Source organism: Amycolatopsis sp. NPDC004772, assembly GCF_053601215.1.
Genome location: NZ_JBSGBK010000043.1, coordinates 1 through 22,672, shown reverse-complemented (window position 1 = coordinate 22,672; position 22,672 = coordinate 1). Strand labels below are relative to the sequence as shown.

General features: G+C 70.9%; 29 protein-coding genes. 16 read left to right on the top strand and 13 right to left on the bottom strand.

Annotated elements, in window-relative coordinates:
• Window positions 1-17: 17 nt before the first annotated feature.
• Both ACWEF6_RS24610 and ACWEF6_RS24605 read right to left on the bottom strand, forming a co-directional pair.
• Window positions 18-1,202, bottom strand: a complete 1,185-nt coding sequence (locus tag ACWEF6_RS24610) for an MFS transporter (protein WP_449685105.1) — start codon at window positions 1,200-1,202, stop codon at window positions 18-20.
• 184 nt (window positions 1,203-1,386) lie between these two features.
• Window positions 1,387-1,710 (bottom strand): ArsR/SmtB family transcription factor, encoded by a 324-nt coding sequence (locus ACWEF6_RS24605; RefSeq protein WP_449685104.1) that lies wholly within the window; start codon window positions 1,708-1,710, stop codon window positions 1,387-1,389.
• 109 nt (window positions 1,711-1,819) lie between these two features.
• Between ACWEF6_RS24605 and ACWEF6_RS24600 the strand changes: the two genes are divergently transcribed.
• On the top strand, window positions 1,820-2,995 hold the full coding sequence (locus ACWEF6_RS24600; RefSeq protein ID WP_449685102.1) for an MFS transporter: 1,176 nt from the start codon (window positions 1,820-1,822) through the stop codon (window positions 2,993-2,995).
• Here ACWEF6_RS24600 and ACWEF6_RS24595 read toward each other — a convergent pair.
• Window positions 2,992-3,180 carry a DUF1918 domain-containing protein gene (locus ACWEF6_RS24595; protein WP_449685101.1) on the bottom strand — a complete coding sequence of 63 codons (189 nt, stop codon included), beginning with the start codon at window positions 3,178-3,180 and terminating at the stop codon, window positions 2,992-2,994. The two genes, ACWEF6_RS24600 and ACWEF6_RS24595, sit on opposite strands and share 4 nt — an antisense overlap.
• A gap of 197 nt (window positions 3,181-3,377) precedes the next feature.
• On the opposite strand from ACWEF6_RS24595, the gene ACWEF6_RS24590 reads away from it, so the two are divergent.
• Window positions 3,378-3,812 carry a TrmH family RNA methyltransferase gene (locus ACWEF6_RS24590; protein WP_449685100.1) on the top strand — a complete coding sequence of 145 codons (435 nt, stop codon included), beginning with the start codon at window positions 3,378-3,380 and terminating at the stop codon, window positions 3,810-3,812.
• Window positions 3,809-4,369, top strand: a complete 561-nt coding sequence (locus ACWEF6_RS24585; RefSeq protein ID WP_449685099.1) for a hypothetical protein — start codon at window positions 3,809-3,811, stop codon at window positions 4,367-4,369. The genes ACWEF6_RS24590 and ACWEF6_RS24585 overlap by 4 nt, the downstream gene beginning before the upstream one ends.
• On the opposite strand, the gene ACWEF6_RS24580 is transcribed toward ACWEF6_RS24585, so the two are convergent.
• Both ACWEF6_RS24580 and ACWEF6_RS24575 read right to left on the bottom strand, forming a co-directional pair.
• Window positions 4,366-4,947 (bottom strand): HhH-GPD-type base excision DNA repair protein, encoded by a 582-nt coding sequence (locus tag ACWEF6_RS24580; RefSeq protein ID WP_449685098.1) that lies wholly within the window; start codon window positions 4,945-4,947, stop codon window positions 4,366-4,368. The genes ACWEF6_RS24585 and ACWEF6_RS24580 overlap by 4 nt on opposite strands.
• A 100-nt stretch (window positions 4,948-5,047) precedes the next feature.
• Window positions 5,048-5,824, bottom strand: a complete 777-nt coding sequence (locus ACWEF6_RS24575; protein ID WP_449685097.1) for an AraC family transcriptional regulator — start codon at window positions 5,822-5,824, stop codon at window positions 5,048-5,050.
• 50 nt (window positions 5,825-5,874) lie between these two features.
• Between ACWEF6_RS24575 and ACWEF6_RS24570 the strand changes: the two genes are divergently transcribed.
• A complete protein-coding gene (locus tag ACWEF6_RS24570; RefSeq protein WP_449685096.1) occupies window positions 5,875-6,288 on the top strand; it encodes a DUF2000 family protein in 414 nt (137 codons plus the stop codon).
• Between the two features lie 84 nt (window positions 6,289-6,372).
• Window positions 6,373-6,879, top strand: a complete 507-nt coding sequence (locus ACWEF6_RS24565; RefSeq protein ID WP_449685095.1) for a hypothetical protein — start codon at window positions 6,373-6,375, stop codon at window positions 6,877-6,879.
• Window position 6,880: 1 nt separating this feature from the next.
• Here ACWEF6_RS24565 and ACWEF6_RS24560 read toward each other — a convergent pair whose 3' ends face one another.
• Genes ACWEF6_RS24560 through ACWEF6_RS24550 form a run of 3 tightly spaced genes read right to left on the bottom strand, consistent with a single transcriptional unit; the run spans window position 6,881 to window position 8,429 of the window.
• Window positions 6,881-7,492 carry a class I SAM-dependent methyltransferase gene (locus ACWEF6_RS24560; protein ID WP_449685094.1) on the bottom strand — a complete coding sequence of 204 codons (612 nt, stop codon included), beginning with the start codon at window positions 7,490-7,492 and terminating at the stop codon, window positions 6,881-6,883.
• A gap of 9 nt (window positions 7,493-7,501) precedes the next feature.
• The gene (locus tag ACWEF6_RS24555; RefSeq protein ID WP_449685093.1) at window positions 7,502-7,882 is read right to left on the bottom strand and encodes a DUF2203 domain-containing protein; all 381 of its coding nucleotides are present in this window, start codon (window positions 7,880-7,882) and stop codon (window positions 7,502-7,504) included.
• 25 nt (window positions 7,883-7,907) lie between these two features.
• Window positions 7,908-8,429, bottom strand: coding sequence for a hypothetical protein (locus ACWEF6_RS24550; protein ID WP_310967487.1), 522 nt, complete (start codon window positions 8,427-8,429; stop codon window positions 7,908-7,910).
• A gap of 246 nt (window positions 8,430-8,675) precedes the next feature.
• On the opposite strand from ACWEF6_RS24550, the gene ACWEF6_RS24545 reads away from it, so the two are divergent.
• Both ACWEF6_RS24545 and ACWEF6_RS24540 read left to right on the top strand, forming a co-directional pair.
• Complete coding sequence (locus ACWEF6_RS24545; RefSeq protein WP_310967486.1) at window positions 8,676-9,899, top strand: NADP-dependent isocitrate dehydrogenase; 1,224 nt, start codon at window positions 8,676-8,678, stop codon at window positions 9,897-9,899.
• A gap of 172 nt (window positions 9,900-10,071) precedes the next feature.
• On the top strand, window positions 10,072-10,368 hold the full coding sequence (locus ACWEF6_RS24540) for an SH3 domain-containing protein (protein WP_310967484.1): 297 nt from the start codon (window positions 10,072-10,074) through the stop codon (window positions 10,366-10,368).
• Between the two features lie 4 nt (window positions 10,369-10,372).
• Here ACWEF6_RS24540 and ACWEF6_RS24535 read toward each other — a convergent pair whose 3' ends face one another.
• The 3 genes from ACWEF6_RS24535 to ACWEF6_RS24525 all read right to left on the bottom strand — a co-directional run bounded on the left by ACWEF6_RS24535 (window position 10,373) and on the right by ACWEF6_RS24525 (window position 12,875).
• The gene (locus tag ACWEF6_RS24535; protein ID WP_449685092.1) at window positions 10,373-10,921 is read right to left on the bottom strand and encodes a permease; all 549 of its coding nucleotides are present in this window, start codon (window positions 10,919-10,921) and stop codon (window positions 10,373-10,375) included.
• A 79-nt stretch (window positions 10,922-11,000) separates the two neighbouring features.
• Complete coding sequence (locus tag ACWEF6_RS24530) at window positions 11,001-11,564, bottom strand: TetR/AcrR family transcriptional regulator (RefSeq protein WP_449685091.1); 564 nt, start codon at window positions 11,562-11,564, stop codon at window positions 11,001-11,003.
• A 564-nt stretch (window positions 11,565-12,128) separates the two neighbouring features.
• Window positions 12,129-12,875, bottom strand: coding sequence for an MBL fold metallo-hydrolase (locus ACWEF6_RS24525; RefSeq protein ID WP_449685090.1), 747 nt, complete (start codon window positions 12,873-12,875; stop codon window positions 12,129-12,131).
• 83 nt (window positions 12,876-12,958) lie between these two features.
• On the opposite strand from ACWEF6_RS24525, the gene ACWEF6_RS24520 reads away from it, so the two are divergent.
• Entirely contained in the window at window positions 12,959-13,777 is an 819-nt protein-coding gene (locus tag ACWEF6_RS24520; RefSeq protein WP_449685089.1) for an exodeoxyribonuclease III, read from the top strand.
• A gap of 5 nt (window positions 13,778-13,782) precedes the next feature.
• On the opposite strand, the gene ACWEF6_RS24515 is transcribed toward ACWEF6_RS24520, so the two are convergent.
• A complete protein-coding gene (locus ACWEF6_RS24515) occupies window positions 13,783-14,451 on the bottom strand; it encodes a chitinase (RefSeq protein ID WP_396136871.1) in 669 nt (222 codons plus the stop codon).
• Window positions 14,452-14,922: 471 nt separating this feature from the next.
• Between ACWEF6_RS24515 and ACWEF6_RS24510 the strand changes: the two genes are divergently transcribed.
• From ACWEF6_RS24510 to ACWEF6_RS24485, 6 genes are all read left to right on the top strand, one after another.
• Window positions 14,923-15,273, top strand: a complete 351-nt coding sequence (locus ACWEF6_RS24510; protein WP_310967474.1) for a hypothetical protein — start codon at window positions 14,923-14,925, stop codon at window positions 15,271-15,273.
• A gap of 46 nt (window positions 15,274-15,319) precedes the next feature.
• Window positions 15,320-16,351, top strand: coding sequence for a tryptophan--tRNA ligase (gene trpS, locus ACWEF6_RS24505; RefSeq protein ID WP_449685088.1), 1,032 nt, complete (start codon window positions 15,320-15,322; stop codon window positions 16,349-16,351).
• On the top strand, window positions 16,348-16,848 hold the full coding sequence (locus tag ACWEF6_RS24500; RefSeq protein WP_449685087.1) for an AAA family ATPase: 501 nt from the start codon (window positions 16,348-16,350) through the stop codon (window positions 16,846-16,848). Before trpS ends, ACWEF6_RS24500 begins: the two co-directional genes overlap by 4 nt.
• A 108-nt stretch (window positions 16,849-16,956) precedes the next feature.
• The gene (gene yhjD, locus ACWEF6_RS24495) at window positions 16,957-17,967 is read left to right on the top strand and encodes an inner membrane protein YhjD (RefSeq protein WP_449685086.1); all 1,011 of its coding nucleotides are present in this window, start codon (window positions 16,957-16,959) and stop codon (window positions 17,965-17,967) included.
• Between the two features lie 58 nt (window positions 17,968-18,025).
• On the top strand, window positions 18,026-19,135 hold the full coding sequence (locus ACWEF6_RS24490; RefSeq protein ID WP_449685085.1) for an acyl-CoA dehydrogenase family protein: 1,110 nt from the start codon (window positions 18,026-18,028) through the stop codon (window positions 19,133-19,135).
• On the top strand, window positions 19,132-19,569 hold the full coding sequence (locus ACWEF6_RS24485; protein WP_449685084.1) for a winged helix-turn-helix transcriptional regulator: 438 nt from the start codon (window positions 19,132-19,134) through the stop codon (window positions 19,567-19,569). The genes ACWEF6_RS24490 and ACWEF6_RS24485 overlap by 4 nt, the downstream gene beginning before the upstream one ends.
• On the opposite strand, the gene ACWEF6_RS24480 is transcribed toward ACWEF6_RS24485, so the two are convergent.
• On the bottom strand, window positions 19,566-20,810 hold the full coding sequence (locus tag ACWEF6_RS24480; protein WP_449685083.1) for a D-alanyl-D-alanine carboxypeptidase family protein: 1,245 nt from the start codon (window positions 20,808-20,810) through the stop codon (window positions 19,566-19,568). The two genes, ACWEF6_RS24485 and ACWEF6_RS24480, sit on opposite strands and share 4 nt — an antisense overlap.
• A 43-nt stretch (window positions 20,811-20,853) precedes the next feature.
• Here ACWEF6_RS24480 and ACWEF6_RS24475 point away from each other — a divergent pair, with 43 nt between their 5' ends.
• Complete coding sequence (locus tag ACWEF6_RS24475) at window positions 20,854-21,093, top strand: SCO4848 family membrane protein (protein ID WP_310967462.1); 240 nt, start codon at window positions 20,854-20,856, stop codon at window positions 21,091-21,093.
• Between the two features lie 63 nt (window positions 21,094-21,156).
• Window positions 21,157-22,554 (top strand): S8 family peptidase, encoded by a 1,398-nt coding sequence (locus ACWEF6_RS24470; protein ID WP_449685082.1) that lies wholly within the window; start codon window positions 21,157-21,159, stop codon window positions 22,552-22,554.
• Window positions 22,555-22,672: the final 118 nt, after the last annotated feature.

Sequence of the window (22,672 nt, the reverse complement as noted above, 5' to 3'; positions counted from 1 at the left end):
CGACAGCTGCGGCAGGGTTAGGACGCCAGGGCGAGTTCCCGCCGTTCGGCGCGGGCTTCGCGGCGGTCCAAGGTGCCCGAGACGACGGCCAGCGTCAGCCCGAACACCGCGAGCAGCGCGCCGACCCAGTTCGGGGCGACCAGGCCGAGCCCGCCCGCGATCACCAGCCCGCCCAGGTAGGCCCCGATCGAGTTGGCGATGTTGAACGCGGACTGGACGGCGGCCGACACCAGGGACGGTGTGCCGCCCGCCTTCTCCATGATCCGCGCCTGCATCATCGGGCCGATCATGAACCCGGCGACGCCGACGAAGAAGATCGTGATCGCCGCGCCGATCTTGCCCTGTGCGGTGATCGTGAAGATGCCCAGCACCGAGGCCAGCGCCAGCAGCGCGATGTACAGGCTCGGCATCAGCGCCCGGTCGGCCAGCCGGCCACCGAGCAGGTTGCCGATCGTCATGCCGACGCCGGCCAGGGACAGCAGCAGGGTGACGTTCGACGGCGAGTAGCCGGCGACGTCGGTCAGCATCGGCGTGATGTACGACAGGCACGCGAACACGCCGCCGAGGCCGAACGTGACGATCGCCAGCGCCAGGTGCACCTGCGGCCGCTTGAACGCGCCGAGTTCGTTCCGCAGCGAGGCCTCGGCCGAGGGCTTGCCCTGGTGCGGGACGAGCTTCGCGATGGCCGCGATGGCGATCAGGCCGATCACCGCGACGACGCCGAAGGTGGCGCGCCAGCCGACCTGCTGGCCGAGCAGCGTGCCCAGCGGCACGCCGATGACGTTCGCCAGGGTCAGGCCCAGGAACATCAGCGACACGGCCTTGGCGCGCTCGCCCTGGCCGACGAGGCTGGAGGCGACGACCGCGCCGGCGCCGAAGAACGCGCCGTGGGGCAGGCCGGCCAGGAACCGGAACGCGACGCCGAACTCCTGGTTCGGCGAGAGCGCGAAGAGGGCGTTGCCCAGCGTGAACAGGCCCATCATGGCCAGCAGCATGGTCTTGCGCGGCAGCCGGACGGCGACCGCGGTGAGCAGGGGGGCGCCGACGACGACGCCGAGGGCGTAGGCGGAGATGAGGTGGCCGGCGGCCGGGATGTCGACGCCGAAGTCGGCGGCCGCCTGGGGCAGCACGCCCATCATGACGAACTCGGTGGTCCCGATGCCGAAAGCTCCGATGGCGAGCGCGAGCAGCGCGACGGGCACGGCACTCCTTCCAGGGTGGGTAAACGATTACTGAGCCTAGTTTTCTGGATCGGTTCAGTAGGCGGGCAAAAAGAAAGACAGCCGATCGGCCCCAGCGCCGTGAGCTGCCTACGCCCAGTCCAACAAGTGAGGGGGTCCGTTGTCATCCCGATATCGGGTGACGATCCACACCGTAACGCCGTGATCAGCGCGGAGCGGCCAGCACGCCGGTCAGCAGGCCGGGGAACAGGGCGTCGAGATCGTTGCGCCGCAACGAGTTGAACCGCGTGGTGCCTTCCTGGCGGCCCGCCACCACCCCGGCCTGGCGCAGGATGCTCAGGTGGTGGGTGATTGTGGACTTCGTCACCGGCACGGTCAGCGCCCCGCAGGCGACTTCGTGCTCGGTGGCCGCCAGTTGCCGGACGATGGCCAGCCGCACCGGGTCGGCGAGGGCGCGCAACACCCCTTCGACGGTGATCTCCTCCCGGGCCGGGTGGGCGATCGGGGGCAGGGTGTCGGTCTTGGCCATGGGTCCATGGTACGACGCCGGTCGAAATTCGGGGACGAGTCGTAGTACGGTGACTGTCGAACTACGACGTTCATCGAACTTATCCCTGCTTCGCTTGGGGGCCCAGCCCATGTCCGCACCTGCCCAGCCGAGGATCTCGGTCCTCGCCTTCGGCGCCTTCGGCGTCGGGACCAGCGGTTACATCGTCGCCGGGCTGCTGCCCGCGCTGACCGGCGAGCTGCACGTCTCGGCCACGGCCGCGGCGCAGCTCGTGACCGCTTTCGCCATCGCGTACGCGGTCGGCTCGCCGTTGTTCGCCGCGGCCACCGGCACCTGGGAGCGCCGGACGCTGCTGGTCGCCGCGCTCGCCGTCACCGGCGCCGGCAACCTGTTCGCCGCGCTCGCGCCCGGCTACGGCTCCCTCCTGGTCGCCCGGGTGGTGACCGCGGTCGGCGCCGCGGTGTTCACGCCGGCGGCGAGCGCGGTGGCGGCCGAGCTGACCGCGCCGGAACGCCGGGGCCGCGCCGTCGCGCTCGTGTTCGGCGGCCTGACCGTCGCGCTCATCTTCGGCGTCCCGCTCGGCAGCCTCATTTCCCAGCACCTCGGCTACCGGACGGCTTTCGCGCTGGTCGCCGCGTTCTCGCTGGTCAGCGCGCTGGCCATACGGCTCGCGCTGCCCACGGTCGCCGCGCCCCCGCGGGTGGGCCTGGCCGAGCGGTTCGCCGCCGGCCGCGACCCGCGGGTGCTCGTCATGCTGGCCACGACGGTGCTCGCCTGCCTCGCCGCCTTCATGGTCTACACGTTCGTGTCACCGCTGCTGGCCGCTACGGCGGGCGTGCACGGCACGACGGTGACGATCCTGCTGTTCTGCTACGGCGTCGGCGGCGCGATCGGCAACTTCGCGGGCGGCCGGGCGGTCGACCGCTGGGGCTCGCGGGCGCCGCTGCTCGTGGTCACCGTGGCCATCACCGCGGTGATGGCGTTGCTGCCGCTGACGACGGTGACCCCGGTCGCGGCCGGCATCTCGCTGTTCGTCTGGGGACTGGCGACGTGGTCGTTCAACCCGCCGGTGCAGCACCGCCTGATCGAGCTGTCGCCGGGGCACGCCGGGCTGGTGCTCTCGCTCAACGCGTCCGCGATCTACCTCGGCGTCGGCCTGTCCGGCGTGGTCGGGGGAGCGGTGCTCGCCTCGGGCGGCCCGCGGCTGCTGCCCGAGGTCGCGGCCGCGCTGACCCTCGTCGCCCTGCTGCTGGTGGGCTGGGCGTGGGGGCGGGTCCGCGAGCCCCGGGAACCGGTCACCGTCTAGTCGGCGTGCGCCTGGACCTCGCAGTCGGGGCCGGGGTACACGAGCCCTTCGTGCCCGTCGGCGAACCGCACCAGATAGGGCGGTGCGCCGTCGGGGCCCCGGATTTCGAGGATCTCGCCGCGCTGCTCGGCCGCTCCGACGGTCCGGCCGTGCACCTGGATTTCGTCGCCTACTCCTGCGTGCATGGGCTTCACCTCCGGGTCCAGGGTAGGAGCGGAAATCCGTCCCGTGGACCCGGCGAACGGGTTAGAATCCCCGGCATGATCAGTGAATCCGGAGGCGCCGCGCCTCGGCGCCGGTGAGCCCTTCGGTCCGGGTCCGCACGCCCCGAGAGCTGCGGAAGTCCCGGCGGAGCAAGGCACATTCCTGTTGGGGGCACCTGGTGGCCGCCCCGCTGTGGCCGTTGCACGGCGCCAACCTCGGCACGCTCCTGCGCACCTGCGACGCCGTTGGCGCGTGCCTCGCCGTGCCGCGGTTCCCGTGGGTGCCCGAAGCGTTGCGGAGGGGGAACACGTTGCGGCGTCCGGCCTGCGTGCACTGGGTGCACGACCCATCGGCCTGGCTGGCCCGCGAACGCGCGGCGGGCACGAAGGTGGTCGGCGTCGAGCTGGCCGAGGAAGCCGTCCGGCTGGCCGACCTGCCTGCCGCCCGCGGCCGCACGATCGCCGTGCTCGGCCACGAGCAGACCGGGATCCCGCCGGAGGCTCTCGACCTGCTCGACAGCGTCGTGGAGATCCCGATGGTCGGCACCGGTGCCAGCCTGAACGTCGCGGTGGCCGGGAGCCTCGTGCTGTACAAGCTGGCCGGCCTGCTGTGACGAGTCTGAAGTGGACGGTCGCGGAGAACGCCGCCTGGTGCGATCTGGTGTGCGGCGGGGAGTTCGGCCCGCGGGCGTGGACTTCGCCGTCGCGCGCACCGGAGTTCTACCCGGACGCGGTGACGCTGGCCCCGGACGCCACCGCCGCCGACATCCTCCCGTTCGTCGACGGCTCGGCGGGGTGTTCGGTCAAGGACAGCTTCGCGACCTTGGCGCTGCCCGGGTTTTCGGTGCTGTTCGAAGCGACGTGGATCGCGTGCGGGCCGGGCGTCCCCGAGCCGGGCTGGCGGCGGCTGACCGAGCACGGCTTCCCGGTCGTCGCCTCGGTGGCGGTGCTGTCCCGCGGCCCGGCGCGGGTCGTCGCCCACCGCGGCGAGGAGGTGGTGGGGCTGTCCAACTTCGCGGGCCCACCCTCGGCGTGGCCCGGCGCGGTGGCGGCGGTGGCGGCCGCGTTCCCGGGGCTCCCCGTGGTCGGCTACGAACACGGCGACGCGCTGCGGATCGCGCTGGACCACGGCGCTTCGGCGCTCGGACCCCTGCGCGTCCTAGTGCGTTAGCCGGCCTTCGCGGCGGCCTTGGCGGCCTTCTTGAACGCGCGCACCTCGGCGAGGGTTTCGGCGCTCGTGACGTCGGCGATCGACCGGCGCGAGCCGCGGTCGCCGTACGCGCCGGCTGCCTCGCGCCAGCCCTTCGGCTGGATGCCGCGCTGCTTTCCCAGCAGGGCCAGGAAGATCTTGGCCTTCTGCTCCCCGAACCCGGGCAGGGCCTTCAGCCGCTTGAGGACCTCGGGACCGTCCGGCTTCGGGCGGCCGTCGAGCCAGATGCCTTCGGTGCGGCCGTCGTAGGTTTCGATGATGTGCTGGGCGAGCGCGTGGACGCGGCGGGCCATCGAGCCGCCGTACCGGTGGATGGCCGGCGGCACCACGCAGAGCTCGACGAACTCATCGACCTCGGTCGCGGCGATCTTCGCCAGCGAGAACCCGTCCATCCGGTTCTCGATCTTCCGCGGGCCCATGAAGGCGTGCTCCATCGGAAACTGCTGGTCCAGCAGCATGCCGACGAGCAGGGCGAACGGGTCGTCGTTCAGCAGCTTGTCGGCCGCCGGGTCACCGGTCAGGTGCAGTTCGCGCAGCATGCTGTCATCTTGACACAGTCTCCCGCTCCGGCAGGTGCGCGACGACCAGCGCGACCGTGATCGCGCGCCACATCATGTCCGGTGAATCGCAACGGCGTCGTCACCGGGTTTTCGCGTAGCGCGACGGCGTCGTGCCCAGGTACCGCTTGAAGTGCCGGGTCAGGTGGGCCTGGTCGGTGAACCCGGCCGCCGTCGCGACTTCCGCGGCCGGGGTGCCGTCGAGCAGCAGGCGGCGGGCCCGGTCCACCCGGCGGCCGGTCAGGTACCGGTGCGGCGGCAGGCCGAACCGCGCCCCGAAGCAGCGGACGAGGTACGCCGGGTGCGCGCTGAGCGTCTCGCCCGCTTCGGCCAGCGTCAGCGCTTCCGGCAGGCGCGCGTCCAGGAGGTCCCGGAGGTCGTCGGCCAGGCCGCGCTTCGGCTCGTGCGACGCCGGCTTGCCCAGGTGGGTGCGCAGGCGGTCGGCGACCAGCACCAGCCGGCTCTCGGCCTCCAGCGCGTCGCCGGGCTCGGCGAGGGACTCGTGGAGCTGGTGGATGCGGGTGCGCAGAAGGCCGTCGGCGAGGCTCGGCCGGTCGACCGCGGCGCCGATCAGGTCCTCGCCGAGCACCGGCGTGTCCAGGTAGAGCACCCGCTTGCGGAAGCCGTGGCTGGTCGCGGCGCGGCCGTCGTGGGCGACGTTCGGCGGCAGCAGCGTCACGGCCGGGCCGAGCGCGCCGTGGTGGTGGCGGTCGAGGTCGTAGCGGATGACGCCGTCGTCGACGATCAGCAGCGTCCACGTGTCGTGCGTGTGCAGCGGGTAGGCGTGCGTGGTGAAGCGCGCGTGGAAGACCTCGGCGATCCCCGGGACCGCCGGCCGCCAAGCCGCGACGTCCGCCATGTCAAGAACGTACAAGACGCGGCCGTCGCGCCCGGGCGATCGTGACCGGCATGAGTTCCTTCGACACGAAGATCGCCGTCCTGCTCCGCGACGACCTGGCGTCCTGGCAGCGGCTGAACGTCACGGCGTTCCTGGTGAGCGGCATCGCCCACGTGACGCCCGAGCTGATGGGCGAGCCGTACGCCGACGCCGACGGCACCGGGTACCTGCCGATGTTCGGCCAGCCGGTGCTGGTCTTCTCCGGGACGGCGGCCGTCCTCACGGCGGCCCACGCCCGCGCGCTGGGCCGCGGCCTCCGGTTCTCGATCTTCACCGACGAGCTGTTCCACACGGGCAACGACGCCGACAACCGCGCGGCGGTCCGCGAGGTGCCGGGGGAGAAGCTGGCGCTGGCCGGGCTGGCGGTGCACGGGCCGAAGAACGCCGTCGACAAGATCCTCAAGGGCGCGTCGCTGCACCGTTGAGGAGAAACCCCCTGTCCCCCGGGAGGGTGAGCTGCCAGCATGATCGGCAGTGCCGCGGAGGGCGGCTCGGAATGGGGAGGTTCCGTGACTTCACTTCGTCGTGCGTGCGTGGTCCTGACGGCGGCGGCCGGGCTGGGCCTGGCCCTCGTGCCGGTCGCCTCGGCGGACCCGCTGCAGACGGTCGACTACACGTCGGAAGACGGTGCCTGGCCGCTGGAGGGCAGCGCCCACTACGCGGCTCCGGGCGACGAGATCGCCGTCTGGGAGTACAACGGCGTCCTGAAGATCGACGTCCAGTCGGGGCTGAAGGACCTGCGCGTCGAGCTGAGCGCGCCGACGGGGGAGACCCTGCACACCGGCACGTACACCGGCGCGCGGTTCCGCTGGCAGAGTGACCAGGAGCTGACCACCCCGGGGATCTTCGTCTACACCCACGGCAACGTGTGGAGCGAGGCGTACGCCGACTTCACGATCGACCGGCTGGAACCGGCCGAGGACGGCTGGTCGACCGACGTCGACCTGACGTTCGTCCAGCACTGCGGCAGCCCGGACGGCCCCGCCACTCGCGGCGAGGTCCACTTCCGCGCCTGAGTCACGGGGCCGTCGCGTGCACCACGAAGACGCTTCGGACGCGCTCGCCGTCGTCGGCGGTGAAGGTCTTCGCCGACACATCGACGAAGCCGTGGGCCAGCGCGGCGGCCCCGGCCTCGTCGAGCGGGAACGCCAGGTCCTTCGGCACGAACTCGGCGAACGGCCCGGACGGCTTGAACCGCGCTCCGGACACCACCGAGAACGCCAGCCGCCCGCCCGGCTTCAGTACGCGCAGCCAGTCCGCGAACGCCACCGCGCCCAGGAAGTGCAGCGAGGACGCGCACAGCACCACGTCGGCCGAACCGTCGGGCGCCGGCATCGGCACCGCCGGCGCGACCTGCCACGTGATGACGCCGGCCGGATCCTGCGCGGCGGCCTTCGCCTCGGCCCGCGCGACCATGGCCGGCGACAGGTCGACAGCCAGCACGCGCGCCGGCTTCAGCTGCAACGCCGCATAGGCCGCGAAGCCGGTCCCCGTGGCGACGTCCAGCACGAGTTCCGGGCCGGACGGCAGCGGCTCGACCAGCGCGGCGGCCACCGAGGCGTGGAACGTGTCGTCGTCGTAGTGCTCGGCTGTGCCGTCGAAGAACGCGGCCCGGGATTCGTCGCTCACGAACCCAACCTAGCCGGGCCCACCAGCGGTTTTCAGGCGGCGACGCCCGGCGAACCCGAGGTCGGCGCGGTGGTACCAGGCCAGCTCGCGGTCACCTTCCAGCCAGCACAGGAGCACGTCGGTGCCGTCCAGCTCCGCCGGGAAGTCGACCAGCAGCGGCGCGAACCCCTTGAGCTCGGCGCCGGTGCGCTGGACCGTCGTCATCAGGTCGTCGAGGCGGGCCTGCGCGGCCTTCCACTCGGGCAGGCCGCCCAGCTCGGTGGCCCGGCCGCCCGGTCGCAGCGACGCCGCGAGCTCGGCGGCGTCGGCGCGGACGCGCACGAGTTCGTCGAGGACCGGCCGCAGGCGCGTCAGTTCGGCGCGGGCCTCGGCGACGGTGAACAGTCCCATCCGCCGATGATGCCACCGGCGTGGGTCAGCCCTCGCGCCGCCGCCGGACCAGCGCGTTGGCCAGTCCGCTGCCGACCAGCAGGAAGCCGACGCCGAGCAGGCCGCCGATGAAGAGGAAGTCCATGACGCCGTAGGCGATGTCGCTCTTCGGCATCAGGTTGACCAGCCGGAACCCCCATTCGGGCATGGCCATCGCGGCGACGCCGGGCAGCACGCCGTAGATCAGGCCGCCGAGGATCGGGCCGACCGCCGACAGGGCGCCGAGCGCGGCGACGACCAGCAGCAGGATCGCCCCGCCGGCCAGCAGCGCGATGCCGAGGGCGTCGCGGTTGGTGCTCAGCGTGGCCTGGATCAGCTGCTGCTGGCGCAGGCCGCCCCAGCTCAGCAGGCCGAGCGCGACCGGCGTCAGCACGAGCCCGCCGAGCGCGCTGACGACGTGCGCGGCTCCGCGGCGCGGCCGCTCGTCGAGCACGTCACCGGGCTCACCGGAATCCTGGTAGTCGTTCTCGTAGTCGTCTTCGTAGCCGGCGTACCGATGGGTCGACATGGCCGTCACCTCCCGCATCAAGAATTCACGGGTGGCATCGTGCCCTGGTTCACGCCCGAAAAGCGATGGTCGCTCGGCGAGCGGTCGGATCGGGCCGTGCCCGGTGATCCGTGCCACAAAGCGCGGGTGGAGACTTGATGCCGACCACTACTTGAACCATCCAGGTGCGTCAAGCAGTACGCTTGTACCGCTACCGGCGAGACGTATCGAAGAACGCGAAGATCCGCGGAAGGAGCACCGCTGCTCATGGCCAAGATCAAGGTCCAGGGCACCGTCGTCGAACTCGACGGCGATGAGATGACCCGCATCATCTGGCAGTTCATCAAGGACAAGCTGATCCACCCGTACCTGGACGTGAACCTGGACTACTACGATCTGGGCATCGAGGAGCGGGACCGCACCGACGACCAGGTCACCATCGACTCCGCGAACGCCATCAAGAAGCACGGCGTCGGCGTCAAGTGCGCGACGATCACCCCGGACGAGGCGCGCGTCGAGGAGTTCGGCCTCAAGAAGATGTGGCTGTCCCCGAACGGGACGATCCGCAACATCCTCGGCGGCGTGATCTTCCGCGAGCCGATCGTCATCCAGAACATCCCGCGGCTGGTGCCGACGTGGACGAAGCCGATCATCATCGGCCGTCACGCCCACGGCGACCAGTACAAGGCGACCAACTTCAAGGTCCCCGGCCCCGGCACGCTGACCATCAGCTTCACCCCGGAGGACGGGTCGGAGCCGATGGAGTTCCAGGTCGCGAAGTTCCCCGAGGGCGGCGGCGTCGCCATGGGGATGTACAACTACCGCAAGTCGATCGAGGACTTCGCGCGCGCGTCGCTGCAGTACGGCCTCGACCGCGGCCTGCCGGTCTACATGTCGACCAAGAACACGATCCTCAAGGCCTACGACGGCATGTTCAAGGACGTGTTCCAGGAAATCTTCGACGCCGAGTTCAAGGCCGACTTCGACAGCAAGGGCATCTCCTACGAGCACCGCCTGATCGACGACATGGTCGCCGCGGCGATGAAGTGGGAGGGCGGCTACGTCTGGGCGTGCAAGAACTACGACGGTGACGTCCAGTCCGACACGGTCGCGCAGGGCTTCGGCTCGCTCGGCCTGATGACGTCGGTGCTGCGCACGCCGGACGGCCGGACCGTCGAGGCCGAGGCCGCGCACGGCACGGTCACCCGGCACTACCGCCAGCACCAGCAGGGCAAGCCGACGTCGACCAACCCGATCGCGTCGATCTACGCCTGGACCCGCGGCCTCGAGCACCGCGGCAAGCTGGACGGCAACCAGGAGCTGATCGGCTTCGCGAACAAGCTCGAGCAGGTCGTCGTCGAGACCGTCGAAAGCGGCCAGATGACGAAGGACCTCGCGCTGCTCATCAGCAAGGACCAGCCGTGGCAGACGACCGAGGAGTTCCTCGCGACGCTGGACGACAACCTGGCGAAGAAGATCGCCCAGGGCTGAGTTCGTGCGTTGAAGGCCCCCTCCCCGGTTCGCCGGGGAGGGGGCCTTTCGCTTTGATCACACGCGGTGACGTCGCTGGCGCCTCCGGGTGGTTGCGTCGTCCGGCGCTGCCGCCGGGGTAAAGGATTGCCTACCCTTGGCGTGGGGACGGGTTCGCGGGTTGGAGGAAGGCATGTCGAAGAAGACTCTGCTCATCTTGGGCGCGCTCGTCCTGATCGTCATCGTGTACGTGAACTCGTCGGGCAAGCAGGCGTCGGGAGCGTCGGCCACCGGCTGCAAGGTGACGGTGACCGCCGACGTCCTCAACGCCCGCGAAGCGGCCGACGGCAACGCCAAGGTCGTCGGCAAGTACCTGCGTGACGCCCAGTTCGACGTCCTGCCGGGTGTGCAGGCCGGCTTCCGGAAGGTGGCCGACAACAAGTGGGTGGCCGCCGAGTTCACCCAGCCCGTCGCCGGCTCCGCCTGCTGAGGTTTCAGAGGCCGATCAGGTCGGCCGCGAGCGTGACGACACCGAAGGCCGCGGCCGAGAGGCCGAGCGTCCGCGCGCGTTTCGGGTCCCGTTTCGCGGCCGCGCGCCAGTAGAGGCCGATCCCGATCGCCAGCATCAGCAGTTCGACGACGGCCGAGACGGCGGGCAGCCGCCAGAGCCCGAAGCCGAAGACGGGCAGATCGCCGGCGTTGCCGGGCAGGATCGGCAGGTCGGCGCGGTGCACGACGAGGTCGAGCAGCCAGTGCGAGAAGACGACCCCGCCGAGCACGAGCCCGGCTTCGCGGCCGAGCCAGTTGGCGGCGACGGCGCCGAAGAGCGCGGCGAGCACCAGTGCGCCGACGAGCGAGTGCGTGTAGTCGGCGTGGATGACGCCGCCGCCGTAGCCTTCGCCGTCGATCGTCTCGACACCGCTCAGGTAGAGCGGCACGAAGACGACGTCGAGCCAGGCGGTGGCGAGCATGAGCGTCCACACGGGAATGGCCGGACGGCCCGCCTTGACGGCGGCGGCCAGCCCGAAGTGCCCGGCGATCATCGGCGGGCCTCCGTCCAGGGGAAGCGCGTGTCGAGCACGCCGAGCCCGACGGTGAAGAGGAGGACGGCGAGGAGGAAGGTCATCGTTTCTCCGGGTGGTTCGTCGCGTAGTCGGTGAGGCCCTGGACCAGCATTTTCTTGAGCACTTCGAAGCTCTCGCCGACGTCTTCGGGGCGCCCGAAGCCACCGGAGGCTTCGAGGCTTGCGAAGCCGTGAACGGCGGCGCGGATGCACCGCGTGGCGTGGACGGATCGGGCGTGATCGAAGCCGAAGGGCCGCAGGACGGCGAAGACGACTTCGGCAACGGCATGGGTGGCGCGGCTGAGTTCGACATCTCCCTGATCGGGGGCGGCGGTCAGGGCGTGGGTGCGGTGCGGGTGGGCTTGCAGGTAGTGCCGGTAGGCGTCGGCAAGGGCGGCAACGGCGGCAACGGCGTCCCCGCCCTCGCGCCCGGTGGCGGCGTTCTTGAGGGTGTCGGCCATTTCTTTGACGACCCGAAGGTCGATGAGCCGCCGAAGGTCCGCGAGGTTCTTGACGTGCTTGTAGAGGGAAGGGGCGGCAACCCCGGCGCGTTCGGCGACCTTGGCCAGGGTGAGCTCGCCGGGCCCGGCCTCATCGACGAGGGCGATCGCCAGCTCGACCACGGCATCGGTGGTCAGCCCGGCTCTAGGCGACATGGTGGCTACTTGGCATAGCTTTAAAGCTAATATCCGTAGCTTCGGCGGTCAAGGCCCGGTTTTTGTCGGTGGTGGGTGCTAGAACTGATCACGTCGAAAACCGCAGGTGGCGGCCGTTGGGGGCCGCTGGGAAGGAGGGAACGCCCGGGGGCGGGCGACAACTGAATCGCCGCTTGGGTTGGGCCGGTTTGGGCCGGGTGTCCGCGGGGTCTCCAGGGGGAGTCTCGCGGGCCGGGCGCCCGAGCGGCGCGGTGGATCGAGCCTTGGAATCGAGCCTTGGGCTCGTGCTCAGACGGGGGTCAGAGCACGAGGGACGATCGCCGGGGTGCCGGGGTGCGGCAGCGGTCAGCCAGGCGCGGTGGCGGCGCGTCATAGCGCGATGGAGAGGTTCACTTCCGCGATCGGCGCCTCCGCCTGGCCCCCTCGGCAGCCGCGGCGGCAGGCGGCCAGCCATGCGAGGCCGTCGGCCGGGCGAGGGTCGGCCAGCCGGCCTAAGCGGTCAGCCGGCCGGAGCCTGCGCCCGCTAAGGCGTCACAGCCCGATGACCAGGTCCTCGTCCGCCACCAGCACCTCGCCACGGAACTCGCCCCGCGCCTCCTCGGCCGCCGCGGCGCGGTTGGTGCCGGGCCAGAAGTGCGTGAGCAGGAGCCTTTGCGCTCCGGCCTTCTCCGCCCAGTGGCCCGCCTCCGCGGCCGTCATCAGGTAGCGGGGCTCGGCCTCCGGTGGTGGGGTGCGGAGGGTGGCGTCGCAGATGAACAGGTCTGCCTCGCGCCCGAGCTCGGCCAGGGCCGGCGACGGGCCCGTGTCGCCCGTGTAGGCGACGGTCAGCCCGTCCGCGACCAGGCGCACCCCGAAATTCGGCTGGTGGTGCGGCAAGGCGTACGACGTCAGCCGGAACGGTCCGACGTCGGCCGCGTCGCCCAACTCGCGCACGTCGAAAAGCGCCGTCGGATGTGGTCTGGGCTCCATCGCCTCGAGCCGCCGGACGGTTCCGGTCGTGCAGTGCAGCGGCAGCCGTGCCGAAGGCGCGTCGACCTGGACGGTGTAGTGCCACGCTCGCCCGAGCGCGCTCACGTCGGCGCAGTGGTCGGGGTGCTCGTGCGTCACGATCACCGCATCCGGCAACCCGCCTCGACAGTGCGTGAACAACCTCGACGCGGTGCCGTACCCGAGGTCGAGGACGATGCGAAACCCGTTGTGCGACAACAGGAACCCGGCGCAGGCGCGTCCGGGCTCCGGCCATGCGCCACAACTGCCGAGCACAGTCAGATCACCCATGCGCGGCAGTCTGGCAGAACCGGCACAGCGCCCGCCGTCGGTCACCTCACCGGCCCCGCTGCCCGGAGACTCCGCCGGGTAGCGTGCAGTCCGTGCTGACCGTCTCCACCGTGAACGTCAACGGCCTCCGCGCCGCCGCCAAGAAGGGCTTCGTCGAGTGGCTCGCCGCCACCCGAGCCGACGTGGTCGCCTGCCAGGAGGTGCGGGCCGAAGCCAGCCAGCTGCCCGCCGCCGTCGTCGAACCCGAGGGGTGGTTCTCCGTGCACGCCCCCTCGGCCGCCAAGGGGCGCAACGGCGTTGCCGTCTACAGCCGCGTCGAGCCCGAAGAGGTGCGCGTCGGCTTCGGGGAGCCCGAATTCGAAGACAGCGGGCGGTACCTCGAGGTGCACCTGCCGAACGTCGTCGTCGCGAGCCTCTACCTGCCCAGCGGGGACGTCGGCACCGAACGTCAGGACGAAAAGGAACGCTTCATGGCCGCGTTCCTGCCCTACCTCGTCGAGCTCCGGGCGAAGGCCGCCGCCGACGGGCGGGAAGCCGTCGTGGTCGGGGACTGGAACATCGCCTACGACACCGTCGACCTCAAAAACTGGCGCGGCAACCGCAAGAACTCCGGCTTCCTGCCCGAAGAACGCGCCTGGCTCGGCCGCGTCTACACCGAGGCCGGCTTCACCGACGTCCAGCGCCGGCTCGATCCCGAAGGCCCCGGCCCGTACACCTGGTGGTCCTATCGCGGCCAGGCCTTCGACAACGACTCCGGCTGGCGCATCGACTGCCAGCTCGCGACGCCCGGCCTCGCCGAGAAGGTCGTCGACGTCGTGGTCGAGCGAGCGGCCGCCTACGACCAGCGCTGGTCCGACCACGCGCCCGTCACCGCGACCTACGACATCGACTTCCCCCAGTAGGACGCTCAGCAGGAGAGGTTGCCGCCCGTCGGGACGCCGAGGATCCCGGCGAACCGCGTGTACAGGTCGATCCGGCTCTGCACCTGGGCCGGGTTGCCGCCGTTGCACTCGATCGAACCGTTGATGCTGCGGATGGTCTCGCCGAAACCACGCCCGTTGACCATCGCGTCGTGCGGCGTCATCGTGCCGGGGCCGCTCTGGGTGTTCCAGTACCAGAGCCCGGTCTGCCACGCGACCGCCGCGTCCCGCTCGACCAGGTACGGGTTGCCGAGCAGATCGATGCCGAGCGCGTCGCCGGCCGCCTTGTAGTTGAAGTTCCAGCTCAGCTGGATCGGGCCGCGGCCGTAGTACGCCGCGGTGCCCGCCGGGCAGCCGTACGGCTGGCTCGTGTCGCAGTAGTGCGGGTAGTTCGCGGTGTTCTGCTCCACGACGTACACCAGCCCGCCGGTTTCGTGGCTGACGTTCGCGAGGAACGCGGCGGCTTCCTGCTTCTTCACCGTGTCGTCGCCGGTGTTCGCGAAACCGGGGTAGGCCGACAGCGCCGCGGTGAGGCCGCTGTAGGTGTAAAAGGTGTTGCGGCCCGGGAACATCTGCCCGAACTGCGCCTCGCTGACCACAAAGGACGCAGCGGACGCGACCGGGGCCAGTGCGACGGCCGTGACGAGCGCGCTCATCGCCACTCCGGCGCGCTTCAGGAAGCGGGTGATCGCCATGCGGGACTCCTCTTGTCACGCCGTCCGGGCGCGGTCCGGACGGACTCGGCAACTACTCCAAGAGGTATAGACCAATCACTATCCGGTGAAAAGTTTTCCGAACAGGAGGACGCGATCGGAGCAGTGGGTACTGCGGCGAACGTCGCAGCGTGAGCAGATGCTGCGAAGAACGGGTGACCCCCGATCGGACACTCTCCGGTCACGCTCTACTTCGAGTAGTAGCGACTTCACCCACCCGGGTAACGAGAGTGAACCCCGGGGGCGCCCGAGGCGTATTACAGAATGAGCGCTACCCTCGCTTCCGAGTTGATCAGAACCGGCAGGTCTTGACACGCTCGGTAGTTTTCTGACCAGTAGCACGCAACGTCTCACTCGGATGGGTGAGCGTTACTCGCGGGAGGCACTCCGGTGCGCAACCCAGGTCGAACCCTGTTGCGGTCCACCCTGCGCGGTTCCCGCGCGGCCGTGGTGGTCGCGCTCGTCCCGGCGGGCCTGCTCCTGGCCGGCGGCAGCGCGTTCGCCGCCGACACGACGACGGCGCAGGCCGACACCAACGTCGAGGCCTTCGGCGTGCTCGGCCCCGTCGGGCTGGTCGCGGTCGCGCTCGGCATCGTCGGCATGACGCTCGGTGTGCTGCGCCAGCGCCGCAAGACCCGGCTGGCCGAGGCCGCCCCCGCGGTGCCGGAGGTGCCCGACCCGGTCACGGCGATGGCCGAAGCCGTCCTCGGCGAGCCCGACGCGACGCCGACCCGCCCGTTCCTCACCCAGCGCCCGAACGCCTGAGGGCCCTCGGCGCCCGCCGCTCGTCGCGGCCTGGAAGAATCCTGACGTGTCCGAAGAGCAGACCGTCGCAGAGCGCCGCCCGCGGGTCCTGTCCGGGATCCAGCCGACCGCCGACTCGTTCCACCTCGGCAACTACCTCGGCGCGCTGCGCCAGTGGGTGAAGCTGCAGGACACGCACGAGGCGTTCTACAGCGTCGTCGACCTGCACGCGATCACGGTCGAGCAGGACCCGAAGGTGCTGCGCCAGCGCACCCGCGTCTCGGCCGCGCAGCTGCTCGCCATCGGCATCGACCCGCAGCGCAGCGCCCTGTTCGTGCAGAGCCACGTCCCGGAGCACGCGCAGCTGAGCTGGGTCCTGGAGTGCCAGACCGGCTTCGGCGAGGCCGGCCGGATGACGCAGTTCAAGGACAAGTCGGCGAAGCAGGGCTCCGACCGCTCCAGCGTCGGCCTGTTCACCTACCCGGTCCTGCAGGCTGCCGACATCCTGCTCTACCAGGCCGACGCCGTCCCGGTCGGCGAGGACCAGCGCCAGCACCTGGAACTGACGCGCGACCTCGCGCAGCGCTTCAACAACCGGCTGGGCAAGACGTTCGTGGTGCCGGAGCCGTACATCATCAAGGACACGGCCAAGATCTACGACCTGCAGGAACCGACGGCCAAGATGAGCAAGTCGGCGTCCAACGTCAACGGCATCATCGAGCTGCTCGAGGACCCGAAGCGTTCGGCGAAGAAGCTCCGCTCGGCGGTGACGGACACGGGCCGCGAGGTCAAGTTCGACGCGGAGAACAAGGCGGGCGTCTCGAACCTCCTGACGATCTACTCGGCCCTGACCGGCCGGACGATCCCGGACCTCGAAGCAGCGTACGAGGGCAAGGGCTACGGCGACCTGAAGAAGGACCTCGGCGAGGTGTTCGTCGAGTGGGTGACCCCGGTCCAGGAGCGCGCCAAGTCCTATTTGGACGATGTTGCGGAGCTGGACAAGGTCCTCGCCGCGGGCGCCGAACGTGCGCGCGAGGTGGCGTCGAAGACGCTGGCCAAGACGTACCAGCGAATCGGGTTCCTGCCGCCGGTGCGGTGAAGCTGATCCTGCTCAACGGCCCGCCGGCCGGCGGCAAGTCGACGCTGGCCCGGCGCTACGCCGACCACCACCCGCCGGCGCTGGCCCTGGACGTGGACCGCATCCGGGCGATGCTCGGCGCCTGGCGATCAGCGCCGGGCGAGGCCGGCCGGCTCGCGCGGGAGATCGCCTTGGCGGCGGCGCGGACGCACCTCGGCGCGGGGCACGACGTGGTGGTGCCGCAGCTGGTGGCGCGGGCCGGGTTCCCGGAACGGCTCGAGGCGCTGGCGGCCGAGTGCGGGGCGACTTTCCACGAGGTGGTGTTGCTGCCGGGGCGGGAGGTGGTCCGGCGCCGCTTCGCTGCCCGAGGCGAAGCGGAGATCGAGTCGGCCGTGCCGCTGACCGAGCGGGAGTTGGATGCGGCTTACGAGGCGGTCGCCGCGTTCGGTGCGAGCCGCGGGGTGCCGGTGCTCACCGCGGTGGACGCCTATTCCGCGCTGCTGACCTCGATCACGTGAAGGGTGGCGCGTGCCTTGACCCGCGGCGGGCCTGGATCACGCGAACGAACCTCCCCCGCGCCGGGCGCTCGCGTTGCGGGGTTCACCTTGCGTGGTTAGCGTTTCACGGTGGCGACTGAAGAGAAGGAAAAGCTCCTGCCGCGGTTGCGGCGGAAGTACCCGTGGCTCGATCACCTCATCCGGGCCAACGATGCCTTCACCGAGCGGTACGGCAACCACTACGCCGCCGCCATCACCTACTTCAGCGTGCTCTCCGTCATCCCGATCCTGATGGTCGCCTTCGCCGTTGTCGGCCTCGCCGTCAACAACGATCCGGACATCATCCGGCAGATCTCCGACGGCATCAAGAAGTCCGTGCCCGGTGGGCTGCAGACCCTCGTCACCGGGATCGTCGACGCCGCGCTCAAGTCCGGGAGCGGGATCGGGATCTTCGGTCTGCTCATCGCCCTCTACTCCGGCGTCGGGTGGATGTCGAACCTGCGGGACGCCCTCACCGCGCAGTGGGGCCAGGAAAAACAGCCGCAGCCGGTCGTCAAGCAGACGCTCAAGGACCTCGTGGCGCTGATCGGGCTCGGGGTCGCCCTCGTCGTCTCCTTCGCCCTGACCGCGATCGGCGGTGGCGTGGGGCAGTTCCTGCTCGAACTCGTCGGGCTCGAACACGCCACCTGGGCGATCGTGCTGCTCCGGGGCGCCACCATCGTCCTCGGCCTGGCCGCGAACACCCTCGTCTTCCTCTGGGTGATCGCCCGTCTGCCGCGGGAACGCGTCGCGCTGCGCAGTGCAGTGAAGGGTGCCGTGTTCGCCGCGGTCGGGTTCGTCGTGCTGCAGCAGGCCGCCACGATCTACCTGGCCAGCGTGACGAAGTCGCCCGCGTTCGCGCTGTTCGGGCCGGTCATCGGCCTGCTCGTGTTCGCCAACCTCGTCTCGCGCTTCCTCCTGCTCGTCACGGCCTGGACCGCGACGGCCAAGGAGAACGAACGCAAGGTCATCGCGCCCCCGCCGCCGGTTCGGCTCGAGCAGAACGTCACCCTCCAGCGCGGGCCCGGCCTCGGCGCCGTCGCCGGGGCCTTCAGCGCCGGTGCGCTGCTCGCCTGGCTGGGCGGGCGCCGCAAGCCTTGACAGCTGCGCGTCCAGTAAAGAAACTGAACCGGTAAGAAATCTGAACCGGAGGGGTTTCGTGCTGCTGGACGCCGCCCGCGAGTGTGCCGACCTCGCCAAGACCCTCGCCCCGGTCACCGAGCGGCAGCGCGCCCTGCCGCCCGAGCTGGTCGCGAAGCTGACCGACGCCGAGCTGTTCCGCACCGGCGTCCCCGGCTACCTCGGCGGCCCCGAAGCGTCGCCCGCCGTCAGCCTCGAAACCGCCGAGACCGTCGCACGCGGGGACGCCTCCGCCGGCTGGTGCGTCTCGATCGCCGTGACCAGCAGCCTGCTCTCGGCCTACGCCCCGCCTAAGTGCGCCGAAGAGGTCTTCGGGGACCCGCGCACGGTCGCCGCCGGGGTCTGGGCGCCGCGCGGGGCCGGCCGGAAGGTCGACGGCGGTTACCTCGTCACCGGCCGGTGGGCCTTCTGCAGCGGCATCCCGCACGCCGACTGGCTCTTCGCCGGGTTCGTCCACGAGAAGGCGCTCTATGTCGCCGCGTTGCCGAAGGCCGACATCGAAGTGCTCGACACCTGGCACACCAACGGCCTGCGCGGCACCGGCAGCCACGACTGCGTCGCCGACGACCTGTTCGTCCCGGAGCACCGCGTCTTCTCGGTGCTGGCCGGCCCGCCGCCGGAAGCCGTTGCGCTGCACCGGTTCCCGCTCTTCGGGTTCTTCGCGCTGTCGGTCGCGGCCGCCGCGCTGGGCAACGCGCGCGGCGCCATCGACGACCTCGTCGAACTTGCCTCGACGCGCACGCCGCTCGGCTCCAGCCGGTCGCTGGCCGAGCGGTCGGCGACCCAGGCCGCGGTCGCGGAGGCCGAAGCGGCCCTGCGTGCCGCGCGGCTGCTCTACTACACGAGCATCGACGACGCCTGGCAGGCCGCGCAGGGCCACGAACCGGTGCCGGACGCGCTCAAGCTGGGCCTCCGGCTGGCCGCGACGCACGTGACGCGCACGGCCGCGAAGGTCGCCGAGAGCATGTACGACCTCGGCGGCGGCGCGGCGATCTACGAGACTTCGCCGTTGCAGCGCCGGTTCCGCGACGCGCACACCGCAACCGCCCACTTCCAGGTCAACCCGGCCAGCTACGAGCTCTCCGGCAAGCTCCTGCTGGGCGTCCCGGCCCGGACGGAACAGCTGTGACCGGCCTGGAGCACCGGTTCACGGCGGACTCGGTCGGCCGCGCGCTCGACCTGGTCGGCGAGCGGTGGAGCCTGCTCATCCTGCGGGAGGCGTTCTTCGGCGTGCGCCGCTACGGCGAGTTCGCGCGCAACCTGTCCATCCCGCGCCCGACGTTGTCCGCCCGGCTGAAGACCCTCGTCGACGCCGGCGTGCTCGAACGTGTCGACCCGGTGCCCGAATACGTGCTGACCGCCGCCGGCCGGGACCTCTTCGGCGCCGTCGTCACGCTCATGCAGTGGGGGGACCGGCACCTCGCCGGCCCTGCGGGGCCGCCGATCCTGTTGCGGCACCACGACTGCGGGGAGGTCGGTGGGACGTACGTCGCCTGCGGCCACTGCGGCGGCGCGATCGCCACCGATCGGGTGACGCCCGAGCCGGGGCCCGGTTTCCGCTAGCCCGCGGCCTTCTTGCGCTGGTGCCCGACCACGAACCCGCCGACGATGATCAGGAACACCACCAGCGTGATGATCCAGCCGGTGACGCCGAACGGGTCTTCCTTCGCCGCCGACGCGGCCGCGGACGTCCCGCTGTTGCCGGTGCCGCCGTCGGCGAGCACGGACGGATCTTCGCTCGACGGCGCCGCGGCCGGTGCCTGGTAGGTGATCTGGCCGACCGGCACGGCCCGGTCCTCCTCGAGCGCGAAGCCGTAGTCGAGCAGCTTCGCCGCCTGGTCGACCACCTTCGTCGGCTTCTGCTCGGCGCGCAGCATGACGACCGCGAGGCGCTTGCCCTTGCGCTGCGCCGCGCCCACGTAGGTGTGCCGTGCGTCGTCGGTGAAGCCGGTCTTGCCGCCGAGGAAGCCGGGGTAGACGCCGAGGAGCTTGTTGTCGTTGAAGATCGGGATGGCCGGTTTGCCGCCGGTCGCCGGGATTTCGAAGCTCTTCGTCGCGACGACCTTCGCGAACTCCGGCTGCTTCATCGCGTAGTGGAAGATCAGGCTGAGGTCGTAGGCCGAGGTCGACATGCCCGGCCCGTCCAGGCCCGACGGCGTCGCGGCGCGCGTGTCGAGCGCGCCGACCTTCGCGGCCAGCGCGTTCATCTTCGCCACCGTGGCGTCGACCCCGCCGAGCACCGTGGCGAACGCGTGCGCGACGTCGTTGCCCGAGTGCATCAGCAGGCCGTGCAGCAGCTGGTCGACGGTGTACCGGCCGCCGGCGACGAGGCCGACGCAGGTGCACTCCTGCTCGGCGTCCTCCTTCGTCGCGATGATCGGCTGCTGCGGGTCCAGCTGGGTGACGACGACCAGCGCGAGCAGCGTCTTGATCAGGGACGCAGGCCGCTGCCGGGCGTGCGGGTCCTTCGCCGCGACCACCGCGCCGGTGTCGAGGTCCTGCACCACCCAGGACGCCGCGGTGTTGCCGTCCGGCGGGTTGAGCGCGCCGTCCGGGGTGATCAGGCCGCATTCGGCCATCCGGGCGCCGCCGACCGGGACCGCGGGCACCGCCAGCGGCGCCGGGGCCTGCTTGCCCGGCGCGGGCTTCTCCGACGTGTCGACCGGCGGCGGGGGTGCCTGGCGGTTCGCGCACTGACCCTGTTGCGGCGCCGCGGCCGCCAGTGCCGGCGAGCTCAGGGCCAGGAGGGCGGCGGCGAGCGTCGTCGTGAAGACCTTGAGCGACCGGGAAACAACGGAGTGCACCCACGCAATCTAGCGTCGCGACCGCCGCCGCATACTACGGGGCATGCGCATTTCACGCGGCACCTCGCTGTTCCTGCTGGCCTTCGGTGTGTGGTCGTGGATCATCTGGATCACCTTCGCGAAGAACCTGTGGGACAGCGACCGGGCCTGGACCCCCGACGGCTCGCCCACCGCCTACTTCGTGGTGCACGCCGTGCTGACCGTCGTTTCGTTCGTGCTCGGCACGATCATCGGCGTGCTCGGCTGGCGCGGCGTCCGGGCCACCGCGCGGGTCTCCTCCTGACTTTGGTCGGTGGCGCGGCTTCCGGGGCCGGTTTAGGTTGACGCCACAGACCCTGGAGGTGGAATGTCCCGTTTACGTCGAATGGCGGCCCCGCTTGCGCTGGCCGTCGGAGGCGGCCTGTTCGCGGTGGCCCCGGCCGCGGAGGCCGCGCCGGCTGCCTGCGACACGACGAGCACGCCGTACACCTACGTCGTGATGTACCAGCCGGGCACCCGCGCGTCGGCTGTCGACAAGGAGCTGGCGGCCAAGTGCGGCACGAAGGTCGCGTATTACGCGCCGATCGGCGTCGCAATCGCCAGCTCGCGCAATGCGGACTTCCAGCAGAAGATCGGCGTCTACCGGGCCTATTCGGGCGCCAAGGACGTGGCCTCCCAGGGTGCGGCGGCCTCGGCCCGTTCGCTGGGCGCGGTGCGCACGCTGGAGGACACCCGCTCGGTCGCGGCGGCCGGTGACCTGTCCGCGCAGCAGTGGGACATGAAGGCGATCCACGCGCCGGAAGCCAACAAGATCTACCAGGGCAGCCGCGCGGTGACGGTCGGCGTGCTCGACTCGGGCATCGAGGCAACACACCCGGCGCTCAAGGCGGCTCTCGACGTTCGTTCGTCGGCCGGCTGCGTGACGGGCGCACCGGACCTGACGCCGGCCGCGTGGCAGCCGACGACCTCGGACCACGGAACGCACGTGGCGGGCACGATCGCGGGCAAGGACCCGGCGGCGGGCTTCACGGGCATCGCCCCGGGCGTCCGGCTGGCCTCGGTGAAGGTGGTCAACGACGCGGGCTACATCTTCCCGGAGTCGGCGGTCTGCGGCTTCGTCTGGGCGGCGGAGCACGGCTTCGCGGTGACGAACAACAGCTACTACATCGACCCGGGGATGTTCTACTGCCCGAAGCAGCCGGGAGACGCGGCGGCGTTCGAGGCGATCCGCAGGGCGGTGGCGTACTCGACGCATCGAGGAGTGCTCAACGTGGCGGCGGCGGGCAACGACAGCTTGGACCTCACGAACCAGACCACGGACAAGAACCGCCCCCACCCGGTGGACGCGTCGTGCGCCATCCTCCCGGGCATGGCTGACGAAGTGGTGACGGTGTCCTCGGTCGGCTACGCGGGTACGAAGTCGGACTTCAGCAATTACGGCGAGATCGAGGTAACGGCCCCGGGCGGCGCGTTCGAGCAGTCGCCACCGGAAGGAGCGGGCCCGGCCTGCCCCCTGTCATCGGTGGTCGGCGGCCAGTACGGCTCGAAGTGCGGAACATCAATGGCATCCCCCCACGCGGCCGGGGTGGCGGCACTGCTGGCATCGAAGTTCCGCGGAGCATCCCCAAGGTTCCTGACGCAGATCCTGGAGAGCGAAGCGGACGTGGTGAGGTGCGCATCGACGGAAGAGGCGTGCACAGGCCCGGCAAAGAACAATTCGTACTACGGCCACGGCCTGGTAAACGCCCTGGACGCGGTCCGCTGACGCAACCAATAGAGGAGCTGGGTGGTCATCCCGTCGCCTGAGGCCGTGAAAATCGCTTTGAGCCGGGCCCGCAACCCACCACCCAGAGCTGGGTGAGGGCGCAGGCTTGCGGGCCCGG